The sequence below is a fragment of the Cellulosimicrobium marinum genome, from assembly GCF_020551945.1.
GTDB classification, from domain to species: domain Bacteria; phylum Actinomycetota; class Actinomycetes; order Actinomycetales; family Cellulomonadaceae; genus Cellulosimicrobium; species Cellulosimicrobium marinum.
Map to the genome: position 1 here is coordinate 15,685 of NZ_JAJBZH010000010.1, position 16,773 is coordinate 32,457.

Consider the following 16,773-nt stretch of genomic DNA (forward strand, 5'->3'; position numbering starts at 1 on the left):
CATCCTGGCCCTGGGGCCCGGCCCAGCGCATCCCTAGCGTCGGTGCCATGCCGACGCCGGATCGCACCCGCCCGACCACCCGCACGCCGACGGTGGTGCTCGCCTCGGTGTCCTGCGCTCTCGCCATGCTCGTCGTCGGTGCGTCGTTCGTCGCCTCCGCGACGGTGGCGCAGTTCCCGCTGCTGGGCGGGCAGGCCGTGCGGTACGCCGTGGCGGCCGCCGTCCTGGTCGGCGTGCTCGTCGTGCGGCGGGTGCCGTGGGTGGTCCCCACCGCCCGTCAGACGGGGCGCCTCGCCGCGCTCGCCGCGACGGGCCTCGTCGCCTTCAGCGTCCTCGTCGTCCGGGGCGCGGACCACGCGGACCCGTCGCTCGTCGGTGCCGTCGTCGGCGCGACGCCCCTCGTGCTCCTCCTGGCGGGCGCCCTGAGGGAACGTCGGCTCACCGTCCGAGCCACCGGTGCCGCCCTCGCCGTCCTGGTCGGCGTCGTGCTCGTCGAGGGCCCCGGCGCGGTCGACCCGCTCGGGCTCGCGCTCGCGGTCGGCGCCCTCGCGTGCGAGGTCTGCTTCTCGCTCCTGGCCGTCCCGCTGCTGCCCGTGCTCGGTCCGCTGCGCGTGTCCGCCTACGCGTGCGTCCTCGCCGTGCCGCAGCTCGTGCTGGCGGGCCTGGTCCTGCCCGGCCCGTTCCTCGTCTCGCCCACGCGGGCGGAGCTCGTCGCCCTCGCCTACCTGGCCGTCGTGGTCACGGCCGTCGCGTTCCTGCTCTGGTACTCGGGGCTGGCCGTGCTGGGTCCTGGCCGGGCCGGGCTGTTCGCCGGGCTGATGCCCGTCGGCGCGCTGGCGGCGTCCGTCCTCCTCGGTGTCGAGGACGCCACGCCGCACGCGGTCGCCGGCGTGCTGGCGGTCGGGCTCGGACTTCTCGCCGGGTTGCGCCCCGCGCGGTCACGACAGGCCGCCCACCGGATACCGTGGCGCACGTGAGCACCGACGAGCACCCCGCCGACCCGTCCACGGCCCTGCCGGCCACGGTCTCCGAGACCTTCGACCCGCGCGCCTGGCGCACCGTGCACGGCTTCGAGGACCTCACCGACATCACCTACCACCGGGGCGTCGAGCGGGCCGCCGACGGTCCCGACGGTGCGCCGGGGCGCGTGCTGCGCGACCTGCCCGTGGTGCGCGTCGCGTTCGACCGGCCCGAGGTGCGCAACGCGTTCCGCCCGCACACCGTCGACGAGCTCTCCCGCGTGCTCGACCACGCGCGCATGACGTCCGACGTCGGGACGGTCCTGCTCACCGGCAACGGCCCGTCGCCCAAGGACGGCGTGTGGGCGTTCTGCTCGGGCGGGGACCAGCGCATCCGCGGCCGGTCCGGCTACCAGTACACGACGGCCCCTGACGGGGGCGGGGACGTGCACACGCGCGACGCCGTCGACCCGGCGCGCGCGGGGCGCCTGCACATCCTCGAGGTGCAGCGGCTCATCAGGACGATGCCGAAGGTCGTGATCGCGGTCGTCAACGGGTGGGCGGCCGGGGGCGGGCACTCGCTGCACGTCGTCGCGGACCTGTCGCTCGCGAGCCGCGAGCACGCGCGCTTCAAGCAGACCGACGCGGACGTCGGCTCGTTCGACGGCGGGTACGGGTCCGCCTACCTCGCCCGGCAGGTGGGGCAGAAGCGGGCCCGGGAGATCTTCTTCCTCGCGCGCGAGTACTCGGCGCAGGACGCGTACGAGTGGGGTGCGGTGAACGAGGTCGCGGACCACGCGGACCTGGAGCGCCTCGCCCTGGAGTACGCGTCGACGATCGCCACCAAGTCCCCGCAGGCGGTCCGCATGCTGAAGTTCGCGTTCAACCTCGCGGACGACGGGCTCATGGGCCAGCAGGTGTTCGCGGGCGAGGCCACGCGCCTCGCCTACATGACCGACGAGGCGGTCGAGGGCCGCGACGCGTTCCTCGAGCGCCGGGACCCCGACTGGGGGCGGTTCGGCTACGCGTTCTGACCGCCGACGCGACCGCCGACGGCGGGGTCCGCCGGGGCGCACGGGTGGTGCTCAGGCGCCCCCGGCGAAGCCGACGAGCATCTCGATGATGCCGCGCCCCACGAACGCGGCCGCCACGGCCAGGCCGAACAGCAGCGCGAGCGAGACGGCCACCGGCACGGCGGAGCGAGCGCTGCCGGGCTCGTCCGACGGGCGCGACGGGGCGTAGGACGGCGGGGGCGCTCCGGGGGTGGTGCGGGTCGACGACGGGTGGTCGGGGTGCGGGACGACGGTTGCCATGCGACCACCGTGCCCCCGCGGGCCCCGGCGCCGCGTCGGCCTCGCGGCCTCACCTGGTGGCGGGACGGTCCCTCCCGGGAGGGAGCCCGCGTACGCCCCGGGGAGGACCCTCAGCCCAGCGACCAGCTCCCGGACCCGGCCGGGACGAGCTCGATCCACGTGGTCCCGGGCTCGAGCTCGACGACCTCGCCGTCCGGTCCGGTGAGGACGAGCGGCGCGGCGTCGGACTCCTTCGACCACGTCGCCGCGACCTGCCTGCCCCCGCTCGCGACGACCGCGTCCCCCGACCCGACGATCCGGGTCTCCGGCACGGCGACCCCCGCGGGGTCGCGGAACGCGGTGTCGACCATGGGCGCCCGCACGAGCACGACGTTCGTCGCCGCGACACGGTCCCCGTCGGCGGAGACCGCGGGCTCGGCGCCCTCGCTGCGCAGGTACGCCGCGTCGTCGGACGACCACTCCCACACGGCACGGCTCGCGAACGTGAGCCGGACGTCGAGCAGCGGGGCGTCCGCGCCCGTCCGCGTCGCCGTGCCCGTGCCGGGCTCGTGCGCGTGCGCGAGCTGCGCGGGCGGGGGCGACGTGCGGTCGTCGTCCGCCTGCGCCCAGAAGTCGGCGAGGCTGCCGTACACGTTGTGCGGGGCGCGCCGCTCCCGGGTCGTGACGAACCCGTCGTCGCCGTCGTCCATGACGACGGACTGCACGCCCGCCGCGCCGACGGCCGCGACGAACGGCGCCTGGCCGCCCGTGTAGGCGAGGATCCCGCGCAGGGGCGCGACGATCGCCGGGTCCATCGGCCGCACGGACCGCACGGGGCCCACGAGCTCCGGCGCGCGGGAGTGGTAGACCGCGACGAACCGCGTGATGCCGCCCTCGACGACCTCCTCCCACACGAGGTCCGCGTCCTCCAGCCCGGTCTGCGGCCGCGCCTGCGGCGCGTTCTCGATCTTCACCGCGAGCGCCGGACGCTGTGCGACCTCCTCGACGGCGACGCCGGTGAGCGGCCACACCACGGGCACGTCGGGCGTGGGCGGCCCGGCCTTCGCGGCGGCGAGGTCCGCGTCCACCGTGGCGGTCGTGGGTGCCGTCGGTGCGTCGCCCCCGCACGCGGCCGTCCCGAGCGCGACCAGCAGGGCGAGCGCCCCGCCGACGACGCGCCGCGTCCCTGGCACCATCGCCCCTCCCGTCCGGCCGCCGCCCCGGGCGGCCCGTCGTCGCACACCCTACGGCGCGGCCTAGGCTGGCCGGGTGTCCCGCGCCGTCGTCCCCGCCGACCTCCCGGCGCTCGTCCGCGCGGTCGCGGCGGCGCTGCGGGGCGACGGGCCGGCCGTGGCGCCCGCGCCCGTGACCGCCACGACGCCGGTCCCGGACGGCGTCGCCCTCGTGCTCCGCACGTCCGGCTCGACCGGAGCGCCGCGGGAGGTCGCGCTCTCCGCCGCGGCCGTGCGCGCCTCCGGGGACGCGACGCACGCCCGCCTCGGCGGGTCCGGCCACTGGCTGCTCGCGCTCCCGGCGAGCCACGTCGCCGGGGTCCAGGTCGTCGCGCGCGCCCACGCCGGGCTCGGGCTCACCGCCGCGCCGCCCGACGAGCCGTTCACCCCGGCCGCGTTCGCGCGCCTCGTCGCCCGCTCCCTGCACGACGTGCGGCGCTACACGTCGCTCGTGCCCACCCAGCTGCACCGGCTCGTCGCCGCCGCCGAGGCCGGCGAGCCCGCCGGGCTCGACGCCCTGTGCTCCCTCGACGCCGTGCTGCTCGGTGGCGCCGCGACGCCCGCCCCGCTGCTGGACCGCGCGCGGCGCGCGGGGGCGCCCGTCGTCACCACCTACGGGATGACGGAGACGAGCGGCGGCTGCGTGTACGACGGCGACCCGCTCGCCGGGGTGCGCGCCCGCGTCGACGGCGCGGGCGTCGTCGAGCTCGCCGGTCCCGTGCTCGCCGAGGGCTACCTCGGGGACGAGGACGCGACCGCGTCGGCCTTCCGGACCGACGCCGACGGGACGCGCTGGTTCCGCACGAGCGACCTCGGGCGGCTCGACGACGGACACCTCACCGTCCTCGGCCGCGCGGACGACGTCGTGGTCACCGGGGGCGTGAACGTCGCGCCCGCCGCCGTCGAGGCCGCCGTCGTGCAGGTGCCCGGCGTGGGCGAGGCGTGCGTCGTCGGGGTGCCCGACCCGGAGTGGGGGCAGGCGGTCGTGGCCGTCGTCACGACGTCCCCGGGCACCGCGACGGGGCCGCTCCCCGCCGCGGTGCGGGCGCACGTCGCGGATAGGCTGGGGCGGGCCGCCGCACCGCGGCACGTGCTCGTCGTGGCGGACCTGCCCCGGCGAGGCCCCGGCAAGGTGGACCGGGCCGCGGTGGCGCGCCTCGCCGTCGGGCAGCTCGCCTGACCCCCGCACGACCGATCGGAGCAGCATGGCCAGTCCCGCCGAGTGGGTCGCGGGCGCGCGACCGCGCACCCTGCCCGCCGCGGCGACGCCCGTGATCGTGGGGACGGGCGCCGCGGCCCAGGTGGACGGCTTCGCGTTCTGGCCCGCCCTGCTCGCGCTCGGCGTCGCCCTCGCGCTCCAGGTCGGCGTGAACTACGCCAACGACTACTCCGACGGCGTCCGCGGGACCGACCTCGACCGCGTCGGGCCGATGCGCCTCACCGCGACGGGCACCGCCCGCCCGCCCGAGGTGCGCGGCGCGGCGTTCGCCGCGTTCGGGGTCGCCGCCGTCCTCGGGCTGTGGCTGTGCGCGGTGTCGGGGCACTGGTGGCTCCTCGCCGTCGGCGCGCTCGCGATCCTCGCGGGCTGGTACTACACCGGCGGGCGCAACCCCTACGGCTACCGCGGGCTCGGCGAGGTCGGCGTGTTCGTGTTCTTCGGGCTCGTCGCCACCCTCGGCACGACCTACACGCAGGCGGACGTCGTCACGTGGCCGTCCGTCGTCGGGGCCGTCGCGGTGGGACTGCTCGCGTGCGCGATCCTCATGGTGAACAACCTGCGCGACATCCCCACGGACGTCGTCGCCGGCAAGCGCACCCTCGCGGTGCGGCTCGGCGACTGGCGCGCGCGCCGCGTCTACGCGCTCATGCTCTGGGTGCCGATGCTGCTCGCCGTCCTGTGCGCGTTCGCGTCGCCGTGGGCGCTGCTCACGCTCGTCCTGCTGCTGCCCGCCGCGCTCCTCACGCTCCCCGTGATCGCCGGGGCCCGCGGGCCGCTGCTCGTGCCCGTCCTCGCCGGGACGGGGCTGTTCGAGCTCGCGTACGGCGTGCTGCTCGGGGTGGGTCTGGCGCTCTGAGCCCCTGTCCGCCGCGTCAGCGCGCGGCCGGGGGCCCGTCCGCGGCGTCGACGGCGGCGTCCTCCGCCGCGGCGTCGTCCTCGATCTCGCGCGAGAACCGCTCCCCCGTGCGCCGACGGTGCTCCGCGCGCTCCGCGAGGTAGCGCGACGCGGCCTCCCGCGGGCGACGCAGCGTGAGGTAGGACAGCATCAGCGCCACCGCCGCGGCGACGAGCACGAGCAGCCACCCGCGCATCCCCGCGAACCAGAGGGCACCGAGCGCGGCCGCGAACAGCAGCAGGCGCAGGACGGAGTAGACGACGACAGGCACGCTTCCAGGGTACGGCGCTTAGGCTGGAGGGATGGCACGTGTGCTCGTCGTCCTGCTCGCCGTCGGTCTGGCCGTCTACGCCCTCGCCGACCTCTCCTCGAGCGACGAGGAGGACCGCAACGGCATCCCCAAGGGGTTGTGGATCGTCCTCGTCGTGCTCCTGCCCTTCGTCGGGCCGATCGCGTGGATCCTCGTCAAGCGGTCGCAGCGGAACACCCCGCGCTACGGCACGAGCGGACGCCCCGCGGGCGGCGCCACACGCCGGCGCCGCTCCGGCCCCGTGGCCCCCGACGACGACCCGGAGTTCCTCTGGCGGCTCGAGCAGGACCAGCGGCGTCAGGCCCGCGGCGCGAGCCAGGACGGCCCCGCCGACCCGGCCGACCCGACGGGCACCCCGGACGGCGGCACCGGGACGGCGTCGTCCGACGACGCCGGCGACCAGGACGCGGACGGCAGCACCGACCCCGAGACCGGCCCGAACGCGGGGAAGAACGGCGGCTCCGGCCGCTGAGCACGACCCTGCTCGCCGCCGAGAACGAGGTTGCTGACGCCATCCGCCGGATAACGTCAGCAACCTCGTTCTCGGCGGGACGGCGGTCTCAGTCGCCCGGGTTGAGGCCCGAGTACGAGTGCATGCCGTTGAACAGCAGGTTCACGCCCGTGAAGTTGAACAGGACGCACGCGTAGCCCACGAGGACGAAGTACGCGGCACGGCGGCCCGACCAGCCGCGCGTCGTGCGCGCGTGCAGGTACGCCGCGTACACGATCCACACGACGAAGCTCCAGACCTCCTTGGGGTCCCAGCCCCAGTAGCGGCCCCAGGCGTGCTCCGCCCAGATCGCGCCGCCGATGATCGTGAACGTCCACAGCACGAACGCGACGGCGTTGAGCCGGAAGCTCAGGCCCTCGAGCTGCGTGGGCGTCTGCGTGGAGTCGAGCCAGCGCCAGCCGCGCGCGCCGAGGACGGCGCTGCCGCCGTCGCGCGCGTCGCGCAGGAGCTGGAGCACCGACGTGACGAACGCCACCGTGAAGATCCCCGTCGCGATGATCGCGACACCGACGTGGATGACGAGCCAGTACGACTGCAGCGCCGGCTGCACGCCCGTGGCGTCGACGAAGAACGCGTTCTGCGCGAGCACGAGGAACAGCACCGCGAGGCCCGTGACGAACGACCCGAGGAAGCGCACCTCGCGGCGCAGCGACACCCCGAGGAACACGGCGAGCGCGACGAAGGTCCCCACGAGCGTGAACTCGTACATGTTGGCCCAGGGGGTGCGCCCCGCGGCGATCCCGCGGGTCACGACCGCCACGAGGAGCAGCGCCGTGCCCAGCCACGTGAGGGAGACCCCGATGTTCGCCGCCCGGCGCGAGACCGGGGCGGGCTCCTCGTCGTCGGCGGGCGCGACGTCGTCGCCCCCCGGCCCGTACGGCGACGCGCGGGTGCCCGACGCCGCGAGCACCTCCGACCGTTCCGTCACCGCGGCGTTCTCCCGGGCCGCGCGGACGTCGTCACGGCGCCCGGCCAGGCGCGCGAGGTCGATCGCGAACGCCACGAGCGCCACCGTCAGGGCGGTCGCCGCCGCCCACACCAGGTCCTGGCTCAGCTCGGCCACGGTCATCGGTCAGCCTTTCGTGCGCGGTCCGAGCCGCGCGCGGTCGTGCGGTTCCCCCGCGTCCCGGGGGTCGAGGCCCCGCGCGGGCGCGCCGGGCCGGAGGTGAGGTCGCCCTCACCCGATGGTGCCACGCCGGGCAGCGCGGCGAGAAGCGCGTCGACCTGGCCCTGCAGCCCGGCGTCGTCCCCGCGGGCGAGCCCCGCGACGGCGACGACCGTGCGCTCGTGCGGCGCGTCGTCGGGCCCGTCGCCGGGGACCTCCTCGCGCCACGCGCGCAGCCACACGCGCCGACGCGGCGTGAAGAGCGACACCGCGAGCCCACCGAGCGCACCGAGCGAGAACACGAGCACCCACGTGAGCGACGGGTCGTGCCGCAGGTCGAGCGCGACGTACCGCGGCAGGGAGTCGAACGTCACCGTCCCCAGGCCGTCGGGCAGGTCGACCGTCTCGCCCGGCGCGACGAGGACCTTGACGCGCTCGCCGTCCTCGTCGACCGCGGGCGTGAGGTCCTCCGTGTCGAGGCGGTAGACGTTCTGGGGCAGCCCCTCGTCGAGGCCCAGGTCGCCGGAGTACACCTCGAGCACGAGGAGCGGGTTGATCGGCTGCGGGTACACCGACGTCGCGGACTCGCCGTCCTCGCTGAGCTGCGCCGTGGGCAGGAAGTACCCGACCAGGCCGACCTGCTCGAGGCCGGGCGACACGTCGGGGACCTTCACGACCCCGCGCGACGTGTACATCGTGTCCTCGGGCAGGAACGGCACGCGGCCGGAGAACGCGACCTCACCCTCGGCGTCGCGCACCGTGATCTCCGGCGCGTACCCGTTGCCCTGGAGGTAGATCTTCGCGCCGCCCGCGGTGAGCGGGTGGTTGACCTTGATGGTCTCCTCGTGCGTCGTACCGTCGGGGTCGCGGACCGTGACGAACGCGGTGAAGTCGCGCGACTGCGCGAACGCGACGGAGTCGGCCGCGAACTCGGCCTCGAAACGGTCGAGCGTCATGGAGAACGGCACGAGCGACGACGGGCGGAACCACGCCCCGTTCTCGAACGTGTCGTAGTCGACCACGGCGTTCGCGAACCCCCGGTCCTCCGTGACGATCGCCTGCCCGCGGTAGTGCAGGAGCTGGCCCAGCGCGACGGCGACGAGGAGCCCGACGAGCGACAGGTGGAAGACGAGGTTGCCGGTCTCGCGCACGTACCCGCGCTCGGCGGCGACCGTGCGCGCCGCGGGCCGCGCGGCGCGGGTGCCGACGGCGGGCGCCCCGTCCTCCGCGGCGGTCTCCACCCGGAAGGTCGGCAGCCGGCGCAGCCGTCCCCGCAGGTGAGTCTCGGCGGCGGCGACCACCTCGTCGGGCGTCGCGTCGGTGACGGCGCGGCCCTGCGCGGGGAAGCGGTCGAAGCGGCGCGGGGTGCGCGGCGGGCGGCCGCGCAGCGCCTGGAGGTGCGCCTTCGACCGCGGCAGGATGCAGCCCACGAGGGACACGAACAGCAGGATGTAGATCGCGGAGAACCACACCGACGCGTACACGTCGAAGAACCCGAGGCGGTCGAGCCACTCCCCCGTCGTCGGGTTGTCCTGGAGGTAGCGCAGCACCGCCGCGGGGTCCTGCGGGCGCTGCGGCAGCACCGACCCCGGCACGGCGGCGACGGCCAGCAGCATGAGCAGCATGAGCGCGACGCGCATGCTCGTGAGCTGGCGCCACGTCCAGCGCAGCGTCCCGACGAGGCCCAGCGCCGGCAGCGCGGGCCGGGGCGTCGTGCCCGACGTCGCGGGGTCGTCGCGGTGGCCGCCCTCGGCGAAGGCGTCGTCGATGCCCTCGGGCCGGTAGCGGCCGCCGTCCGCGTCGTCGGGGGCGCCGGGGCGCCGCGTGTCCTGGTCGCTCATCACACCACCGTCGAGTATCCGCCGATCCAGCCCTGCAGCGCCCCGGTCCACGCGCCCCACACGCCGGTGACCAGCGCGAGGCCGATGAGCACGAGCATGCCGCCGCCGATCCGCATGACCGCGAGCCGGTGCCGCCGCAGGAACCCGAGCATCCTCTGCGAGCTCTGCAGCCCGAGCGCGATGAGCAGGAACGGGACCCCCAGGCCGACGCAGTACGCCACGCCCAGCAGGGCGCCGCGGCCCGCGGATGCCTCGCTGAGCGACAGGGCCTGCACGGCGACGAGCGTCGGCCCGAGGCACGGCGTCCAGCCGAGGCCGAAGACCACGCCGAGCAGCGGGGCGCCCCACAGCCCGGCCCGCGGGCTGAGGTGCAGGCGCCGCTCGCGCTGGAGGAACGGGACCGCGCCCATGAACGCGAGGCCCATGAGCACGACCACGACCCCGAGCACGCGGCTCAGCACGTCCTCCCAGCGCAGCACGTACGCGCCGAACGCGCCCGCGGCGGCCGAGATCGCGACGAACACGAGCGTGAACCCGGCGACGAACAGCGCCACCCCGGCGAGCACCCGACCCCGGCTCGGGGCTGCGACGGCCGTCGTCGTGCCCCCGCCACCGGTCGTGCCGGCGTTCGCCGCGGCCATGCCGCTGACGTAGCCCACGTAGCCCGGCACGAGGGGCAGGACGCACGGCGAGGCGAACGACACGAGCCCCGCGAGGAGCGCGACGGGGACGGCCAGGAGCAGGGAGCCGCTGAACGCGATCTGCTGGAAGCTGTCCCCGACGTCGGTGACGAGGGCGCCCGCGGGTGCGGCGAGCGCGGGCAGGGCGGCCGACGCGGGCACGTCAGCCGGCCGCCGAGGCGGCGGGCTCGGCGAGCACGTCGTCGACGAGCGCGGTGAGGGTGGAGCCCTCCGCCAGCCCGATGACGCGCGCCGCGACGCGGCCCTCGCGATCGAGCACGACCGTGGACGGCACGGCCTGCAGCGGCACCGTCCCGGACAGCGACGCGACGACCTCGCCGCTGCGGTCGTCGATCGACGGGTACGGGACCTCGAAGGTGCGCTGGAACGCCTGCGCGGCGCCCGGCTCGTCGGTCGTGTTGATGCCGACGACGTGCACCCCGTCGGCCTCGCGCTCGTTCGCGAGCTCGACGAGGTCGGGCGCCTCGGCGCGGCACGGCGCGCACGCGGCGTACCAGGTGTTGAGCACGACGACGTCGCCGAGCCACTGCGCCGTGTCGACGGCCAGGCCCTCGTAGTCGGTGCCGGTGAGGGCGACGGGCTCACCACGGTCGTCGGCGTCCCACGTCCGGACGGAGCCGTCGCCGGAGACGTACCCCTGACCCACGACGTCCGTGTCCGAGGACGTGGCGCCCGAGTCCTGGGTGCACGCCGCGAGACCGAGGGTCGCGACGGCGACGAGGGCGCCCGCGAGAGCGCGACGGCGGGGGCGGACGGCGGTCACGACGGCATCACGCGACGAACCCTGTCCGGTGAACCTGGGCGCCCCCTGGGAAACGGCGCGGCGGAAGCGGGCAGACCGGGCGTTCGGGGCCCCCACGGGTCCGGACATGACCGACGTCACGCCCCGGCGACCGCGGACGCGCCCGGCAGCAGGTCGGCGACGGGCTCGCTGTAGTGGATCGCGACGAGGCGGTCGTCCTCGAAGCGCAGCGACGTGAGGGACGCGAGGGAGCACTGCCGCTTGCGCGGGTCGTGCCAGAGCCGGCGGTTCTCGTAGCTCAGGCGCGTGAGCCACACGGGGAGCTGGTGGCTGACGAGCAGGGCCTCGTGGCCGGCGGCCTTCTCCCGCGCGTCGGCGACGGCGGCGCGCATCCGCGCGACCTGCTCGGTGTACGGCTCGCCCCAGGACGGGCGGAACGGGTTCCACAGGTAGGGCCAGTGCTGCGGGTGGCGCAGCGACCCGTCGCCGACGCCGAACGTCATGCCCTCGAAGTGGTTCTCCGCCTCCAGGAGCCGCTCGTCGGTGCCGAGCTCGACGCCGAACGCCTCGGCGGCGGGCGTCGCGGTCTCCTGCGCCCGCTGCAGGGGCGAGGCGACGACCACGGCGAGGTCGGCGCGGGGGCGCGTCGCGCCGTCGGGCCCGGGCTCGCCGGCGAGGTGCGCGGCGACGCGCCGCGCCATCTCGTGCCCCCGTTCCGACAGGTGGTAGCCGGGGATCCGGCCGTAGAGGACGCCGTCGGGGTTGTGGACCTCGCCGTGGCGCAGGAGGTGGACCGTGGTGGAGACCATGCCTCCAGTATCCGTGACGGCCGTCGGTGACGGCGACGGCGACCGCTCAGGCGTCGCGGTCCGCCCGGCAGGCCTCGGCGACGGTGCTCATCGCCTCGCCGAGGACGCGGAACTGCTCGGGCGTGAGGACGTCCACCAGGTAGCGGCGCACGGCCGCGACGTGGGCGGGGGCGGCGTCGACGAGCGTGCGGTAGCCCTCCTCGGTGAGGAGGCAGTCGACGCCGCGCCGGTCACCGGTGCTCGCGGACCGGCGCACGAGACCGCGGGCCTCCATGCGCGCGACGGTGTGGGTGACGCGGCTGCGGGAGCGGGCGAGTCCGTCGGCGAGGGCCGACATGCGCAGCGAGTGGTCGGGGCTCTCCGAGAGCCGCACGAGCAGCTCGTACTCGTTGAGGGACACGGGCGAGCGTTCCTCGTGGTCGCGGCTCATGGCCTCGACGAACCGGACGGTGCCGTCGAGGTACGCGCGCCAGAGACGCTGCTGGTCGGCGTCGAGCCAGCGCGGCTGCGCGGGCTCCGGGGCCGGGTCGGCGGGAGCGGGTCGGGCGTCGGCGTGCTGGCTGGTCATGCGGTCCTCGGGTCGGGCATGCGGTCCTCGTCGGCGGTACGGGCCGATTCTTCCATCCACGAGGGAATAGACCGCGTCGGGGTGCCGTTGATACGCCTGAATGTGATTGAATCTTCAATCAGAAGTCCCGCGCCGCACGGAGTGGGCACCCCGACACCAAGGAGCACCCCATGGCCACGCCGCTGCCCACCGGTCTCACCGCCGGCACCTACGCCCTCGACGCCTCGCATTCGCAGGCCGCGTTCACCGTCCGCCACGCCGGCATCTCCAAGGTGCGCGGCACCCTCGCCATCTCCGCCGGGTCCATCACCGTCGGCGACTCGCTCGAGACGTCCGCCGTCACCGCCGAGCTCGACGCCACCTCCGTGAGCACCGGCGACGCCAACCGCGACAACCACCTCCGCAGCGCCGACTTCTGGGACGCCGAGAACAAGCCGACCTGGACCTTCACCTCCACGGCCATCACCACCGACGGCGAGGACTACACCGTCGCCGGCGACCTCACCATCAACGGTGTCACCAAGCCCGTCGAGCTCGAGACCGAGTTCGCCGGCACCGCCACCGACCCCTTCGGCAACCCGCGCGCCGGGTTCGAGGCCAGCACCCAGATCTCCCGCAAGGAGTTCGGCCTCACCTGGAACGCCGCGCTCGAGACCGGCGGCGTGCTCGTCGGCGACAAGATCAGCATCACCCTCGACGTCTCCGCCATCAAGCAGGCCTGAGCCCCACCGACCCCGCGCCGTCCCCTCCCCCGAGGACGGCGCGGACCCGCCGCCCCTCCCCCGGGCGGCACGACGGGCCGCGCGCCACGGCGCGCGGCCCTTCGTCGTCCCTGTCGGCGGTCTTCTCGTCAGCCGTTCGCGGCGGCGAGGGCCCGCGCCTGCGAGTGGAACGCGAGGATCTGCAGCTCGCTGCCCACGTCCACGCCCCGCACGTCGACGTCGACCGGCACCTGCAGCGCCCGCGGCGCGAAGTTGAGGATCTCCTTCACGCCCGCCGCCACCACGCGGTCCGCGACCGCCTGCGCGTGCGCCGCCGGCAGTGCCAGGACGACGATCGTCACCCCCTCGCGCGCCACGACCTGCTCCAGGGCGTCCACGTGCTCGACGACGATCCCCGCCGCCCGCGTCCCCACCACCTCCGGCGACGCGTCCAGCAGGGCCGCCACATGGAACCCGCGCTGCTCGTACCCCGAGTAGTTCGCCAGCGCATGACCCAGGTTGCCGATGCCGACGATCGCGATCCGGTGCTCGTCCACCAGCCCCAGGGCCTCGGTGATGTACTGCGCGAGCGAGTCGACGTCGTACCCCACGCCCCGCGTGCCGAACGACCCGAGGAACGACAGGTCCTTGCGCAGCTGCGCCGGACCCACACCGGAGAGCTCCGCGAGGTCCACCGACGACGTCGTCGTCACGCCGCGCGCCACCAGGTCACGCAGGGCACGCAGGTACGACGGCAACCGGGCGACCGTCGCCGCCGGGATCCCCGGGACCGTCACCTGACCGACAACGTGCTCTGCCACTCGCCACCACCGTCATCCGCGGCGTCCTCGTCGACGCCTCGCCCAGCCTGCCGCAGCGATCATCCCAGGTCCGGGGGCGAGGCCGAAATCCTGCCCACCGCCCGGGCGAGCCGCCGCGCGTCCACCCGCCAGAAGCCCTGCTGCACCCCGCCGACGGTCACCACGGGCACGTACTCGGAGTACGCGTCCCGCACCGCCGGGTCCGTGCCCGGCGCGTCCACGTCCACCTCCGCCCACGCCACCCCCGCGTCCCCGCACACCGCCTCGACCACGGCCCGCGCGTCGTCGCACAGGTGGCAGCCCGCCCGGCCGAACAGCAGGACGGCAGGCTCGTCGGGGACCGGTGCGCTCATGGCCACCAGGCTAGGCGACCCGGCAGGACGTGCCGTCTAGAGTGGGCGCATGCCGACGTCCGACGCGCCCGCCCAGCGCAGGGCCGCCTTCTTCGACGTCGACAACACGATCATCCGCGGCGCGTCCTCGTTCCACCTCGCCCGGGCGCTGTACCAGCGCGAGTTCTTCTCCACCGCCGACCTCGTGCGCTTTGCCCTCCACCAGGCCCGCTACCTCCTGCTCGGCGAGAGCACCACGCAGATCGACCGCATCCGCTCCCGCGCGCTCGCCCTCATCGCCGGCCGCTCCGTCGCCGAGGTCACCGCCGTCGGCGAGGAGGTCTACGACACCGTCCTGTCCCTGCGCATCTACCCGGGCACGCGGCGCCTCCTCGACGAGCACCTCGCCGCCGGCGACCAGGTGTGGCTCGTCTCCGCCACCCCCGTCGAGATCGGCGAGCTCATCGCCCGCCGCCTCGGCACCACCGGAGCGCTCGGCACCGTCGCCGAGCACGAGGGCGGCTACTACACCGGCCGGCTCGTCGGCGACCTCATGCACGGTCGCGCCAAGGCCGAGGCCGTGCGCGCCCTCGCCGAGCGCGAAGGGCTCGACCTCGACGCCTCCTACGCGTACGGCGACTCCCTCAACGACGTCGCGATGATGGACACCGTCGGCCACCCCTGCCCCATCAACCCCGACGCGCGGCTGCGACGCCACGCCCAGGACGTCGGCTGGCCCATCCGCGAGTTCCGCGGCCGACGCCGCCGCGTCGCCCGCAGCAGCGTCCGCACCGCGAGCTGGGCCGGCGCCGTCTGGGCCGGCGCGCTCGTCCTCCGCTCCGTCCGCCGCGCCGTCGACCGCCGGATCTCCCGCCTCTGACGCCCCCGCCCGCGCGCTCCCTCCCGCGAGGGAGAACGGTGGTCGCGCGAGGGGGAACCCTGGACGCGGGCCCAGAGACGCAGCGAGCCCGGCCACCCCTCGTCGGGGTGCCGGGCTCGGCGGTGCGGGCGCGTCAGGACGCGCGCGACGTCACTTCTTGTTGCGGCGCTGGTGACGCGTCTTGCGCAGCAGCTTGCGGTGCTTCTTCTTGGCCATGCGCTTGCGGCGCTTCTTGATGACGGAGCCCATAGGTGGTCCTCGCAATGCTTGTCGGTGCTGGTCGGGGGTCGTCCCGGCTGGCCGGGCGACCACCGCGTGGTCCACGGTTGATCAGGGTTCGTGGGCACGAGCCGACCAACACGAGAGAAATCCGCCCCTTAGAGTACCCGCTCGCGCCCGTGCACGGGAACGCTGACGTCGGGCCCCGGGCCGCCCGACCTCGCCCGCGGGGCACGCCTCAGTCGAAGTGGTGGTCGAGCCCGAGGTGGGGGAAGACGGCGCGGCGGGTCGCGAGGACGGCGCGGTCGACGTCGTCGGCGGGGTCGAACCCGCTGCTCCAGGGCCGCAGCGCGACGTCGGGCCCGAAGGTCTCCGGCGCGTCGACCCCGGCGGTCTCGGCGACGAGGGCGCGCCACTCCTCGGGCAGCGGCGTGCCGTCCGTCACGGGCGCGTGCACGACCTCCGCCACGACGGCCGACCAGACGAGCGGCACGACGCGCGCCACGGCGTAGCCGCCCCCGCCGAGGGCGATCCACCGCCCGTCGGCGAGCTCGTGCGCGAGGTCGTGGACGAGCGTCGCGGCGGCGCGCTGGGCGCCGACCGACACGTCGAGGTCGGAGAGCGGGTCGTCGCCGTGCGCGTCGCACCCGTGCTGCGTGACGAGCACCTGCGGCCGGAACGCGCGCAGCACCGGGGGGACCACGGCGTCGACCGCACGCAGCCACCGCGCGCCGTCGGTCCGGCGCGGGAGCGCGACGTTCACGGCCGAGCCCTGCGCGGCCGGGCCGCCGACGTCGGTCGCGTGGCCGGTCCCGGGGAAGAGGGTGGTGCCGCTCTGGTGGACGGAGACGGTGAGGACGCGCGGGTCGTCCCGGAACACGTCCTCGACGCCGTCGCCGTGGTGCGCGTCGAGGTCGACGTACGCGACCCGGTCGAACCCGTCGGCGAGGAGGCGCCGGATCGCGACCGCGGCGTCGTTGTACACGCAGAACCCCGATGCGGCGCCCGCCTTCGCGTGGTGCATCCCGCCCGCGACGTTGACGGCGTGCACCGCGCGGCCCGACGCGACGGCGCCCGCGGCGTCCCACGACGCGGCGACGATGCGCGCCGCGGCGTCGTGCATCCCGGCGAACACCGGGTCGTCCTCCGTGCCGAGGCCGCGCCCCGGGTCGGGGGTGCCGTGGTCCGACGCCGCGCGGACCGCCGCGACGTACGCCGCCTCGTGCACGGTGCCGAGCACGACGTCGTCCGCGGCCCCGGGCGCGACGACCTCCACCCCGGGGGCGTCGAGCAGGCCCAGGGCGGTGACGAGTCGCATCGTGAGGTCGAGGCGGGTCGGGGCCATGGGGTGGCCCGGGCCGAAGTCGTACCCGAGCAGGTCCGGGCTCCACGCGACGCACGCGCGGTGCGCGGCGTCGGCCGCGGGGGCGGCCCCGGTCGGGTGGCCGGAGGGCGTCGGGTCGGCGCTGGGCATGGCTCACGGTAACGCCGTGCGGGTGGCGGGCGGCGGCGCCGCCCGGGACGCGGACCGGCGTCGGGCCGTACCGGCTCGGGACGGTCGTCGACGGTGGGGCGACATGACGCACCCCGGGGTGCGTGGCAGAGTTGCGCACGTGGTGCGACACGAGCCCGTGGG

Annotated in this window: 20 protein-coding genes; 7 read left to right on the top strand and 13 right to left on the bottom strand. The window is 75.7% G+C overall.

Features of this window, described 5'->3' with window-relative positions; translation table 11 throughout:
- Positions 1-47: 47 nt before the first annotated feature.
- A complete protein-coding gene (locus LGQ04_RS16660; protein ID WP_229245096.1) occupies positions 48-977 on the top strand; it encodes an EamA family transporter in 930 nt (309 codons plus the stop codon).
- Complete coding sequence (locus LGQ04_RS16665; protein ID WP_229245097.1) at positions 974-1,993, top strand: 1,4-dihydroxy-2-naphthoyl-CoA synthase; 1,020 nt, start codon at positions 974-976, stop codon at positions 1,991-1,993. Before LGQ04_RS16660 ends, LGQ04_RS16665 begins: the two co-directional genes overlap by 4 nt.
- Positions 1,994-2,044: 51 nt before the next feature.
- On the opposite strand, the gene LGQ04_RS16670 is transcribed toward LGQ04_RS16665, so the two are convergent.
- Both LGQ04_RS16670 and LGQ04_RS16675 read right to left on the bottom strand, forming a co-directional pair.
- Entirely contained in the window at positions 2,045-2,272 is a 228-nt protein-coding gene (locus LGQ04_RS16670) for a hypothetical protein (RefSeq protein ID WP_229245098.1), read from the bottom strand.
- A 110-nt stretch (positions 2,273-2,382) separates the two neighbouring features.
- Complete coding sequence (locus LGQ04_RS16675) at positions 2,383-3,447, bottom strand: DUF3048 domain-containing protein (RefSeq protein WP_229245099.1); 1,065 nt, start codon at positions 3,445-3,447, stop codon at positions 2,383-2,385.
- Between the two features lie 73 nt (positions 3,448-3,520).
- On the opposite strand from LGQ04_RS16675, the gene menE reads away from it, so the two are divergent.
- Positions 3,521-4,663, top strand: a complete 1,143-nt coding sequence (gene menE / locus LGQ04_RS16680) for an o-succinylbenzoate--CoA ligase (protein WP_229245100.1) — start codon at positions 3,521-3,523, stop codon at positions 4,661-4,663.
- Positions 4,664-4,688: 25 nt separating this feature from the next.
- Entirely contained in the window at positions 4,689-5,558 is an 870-nt protein-coding gene (locus LGQ04_RS16685) for a 1,4-dihydroxy-2-naphthoate polyprenyltransferase (RefSeq protein WP_229245101.1), read from the top strand.
- 16 nt (positions 5,559-5,574) lie between these two features.
- Here the strand turns inward: LGQ04_RS16685 and LGQ04_RS16690 are convergent, their stop codons facing one another.
- Positions 5,575-5,868 carry a DUF4229 domain-containing protein gene (locus LGQ04_RS16690; protein WP_229245102.1) on the bottom strand — a complete coding sequence of 98 codons (294 nt, stop codon included), beginning with the start codon at positions 5,866-5,868 and terminating at the stop codon, positions 5,575-5,577.
- A 31-nt stretch (positions 5,869-5,899) separates the two neighbouring features.
- On the opposite strand from LGQ04_RS16690, the gene LGQ04_RS16695 reads away from it, so the two are divergent.
- Positions 5,900-6,379 carry a PLD nuclease N-terminal domain-containing protein gene (locus LGQ04_RS16695; protein ID WP_229245103.1) on the top strand — a complete coding sequence of 160 codons (480 nt, stop codon included), beginning with the start codon at positions 5,900-5,902 and terminating at the stop codon, positions 6,377-6,379.
- Between the two features lie 88 nt (positions 6,380-6,467).
- On the opposite strand, the gene ccsB is transcribed toward LGQ04_RS16695, so the two are convergent.
- The 6 genes from ccsB to LGQ04_RS16725 all read right to left on the bottom strand — a co-directional run bounded on the left by ccsB (position 6,468) and on the right by LGQ04_RS16725 (position 12,184).
- Entirely contained in the window at positions 6,468-7,487 is a 1,020-nt protein-coding gene (ccsB, locus tag LGQ04_RS16700; protein WP_229245104.1) for a c-type cytochrome biogenesis protein CcsB, read from the bottom strand.
- Positions 7,484-9,364: a cytochrome c biogenesis protein ResB gene (resB, locus tag LGQ04_RS16705; protein ID WP_229245105.1), complete on the bottom strand. Its 1,881-nt coding sequence runs from the start codon at positions 9,362-9,364 to the stop codon at positions 7,484-7,486. Before resB ends, ccsB begins: the two co-directional genes overlap by 4 nt.
- Positions 9,364-10,188: a cytochrome c biogenesis CcdA family protein gene (locus LGQ04_RS16710; protein WP_267495095.1), complete on the bottom strand. Its 825-nt coding sequence runs from the start codon at positions 10,186-10,188 to the stop codon at positions 9,364-9,366. Before LGQ04_RS16710 ends, resB begins: the two co-directional genes overlap by 1 nt.
- A 19-nt stretch (positions 10,189-10,207) precedes the next feature.
- Positions 10,208-10,828 (bottom strand): TlpA family protein disulfide reductase, encoded by a 621-nt coding sequence (locus LGQ04_RS16715; RefSeq protein ID WP_229245107.1) that lies wholly within the window; start codon positions 10,826-10,828, stop codon positions 10,208-10,210.
- 116 nt (positions 10,829-10,944) lie between these two features.
- Positions 10,945-11,616: a histidine phosphatase family protein gene (locus LGQ04_RS16720; RefSeq protein WP_229245108.1), complete on the bottom strand. Its 672-nt coding sequence runs from the start codon at positions 11,614-11,616 to the stop codon at positions 10,945-10,947.
- Between the two features lie 46 nt (positions 11,617-11,662).
- Positions 11,663-12,184, bottom strand: coding sequence for a MarR family winged helix-turn-helix transcriptional regulator (locus tag LGQ04_RS16725; protein ID WP_229245109.1), 522 nt, complete (start codon positions 12,182-12,184; stop codon positions 11,663-11,665).
- Positions 12,185-12,354: 170 nt separating this feature from the next.
- On the opposite strand from LGQ04_RS16725, the gene LGQ04_RS16730 reads away from it, so the two are divergent.
- Entirely contained in the window at positions 12,355-12,906 is a 552-nt protein-coding gene (locus tag LGQ04_RS16730; protein ID WP_229245110.1) for a YceI family protein, read from the top strand.
- Positions 12,907-13,034: 128 nt separating this feature from the next.
- On the opposite strand, the gene LGQ04_RS16735 is transcribed toward LGQ04_RS16730, so the two are convergent.
- Together LGQ04_RS16735 and LGQ04_RS16740 are read right to left on the bottom strand one after the other, a co-directional pair.
- Complete coding sequence (locus LGQ04_RS16735; RefSeq protein WP_229245111.1) at positions 13,035-13,706, bottom strand: redox-sensing transcriptional repressor Rex; 672 nt, start codon at positions 13,704-13,706, stop codon at positions 13,035-13,037.
- Between the two features lie 59 nt (positions 13,707-13,765).
- Positions 13,766-14,059, bottom strand: coding sequence for a glutaredoxin family protein (locus LGQ04_RS16740; protein ID WP_229245112.1), 294 nt, complete (start codon positions 14,057-14,059; stop codon positions 13,766-13,768).
- Positions 14,060-14,108: 49 nt separating this feature from the next.
- On the opposite strand from LGQ04_RS16740, the gene LGQ04_RS16745 reads away from it, so the two are divergent.
- On the top strand, positions 14,109-14,918 hold the full coding sequence (locus LGQ04_RS16745) for an HAD family hydrolase (RefSeq protein WP_229245113.1): 810 nt from the start codon (positions 14,109-14,111) through the stop codon (positions 14,916-14,918).
- Positions 14,919-15,068: 150 nt separating this feature from the next.
- Here the strand turns inward: LGQ04_RS16745 and LGQ04_RS16750 are convergent, their stop codons facing one another.
- A complete protein-coding gene (locus tag LGQ04_RS16750; protein WP_003792170.1) occupies positions 15,069-15,167 on the bottom strand; it encodes a 30S ribosomal protein bS22 in 99 nt (32 codons plus the stop codon).
- A 208-nt stretch (positions 15,168-15,375) separates the two neighbouring features.
- A complete protein-coding gene (locus tag LGQ04_RS16755; RefSeq protein WP_229245114.1) occupies positions 15,376-16,611 on the bottom strand; it encodes an acetoin utilization protein AcuC in 1,236 nt (411 codons plus the stop codon).
- Positions 16,612-16,773: the final 162 nt, after the last annotated feature.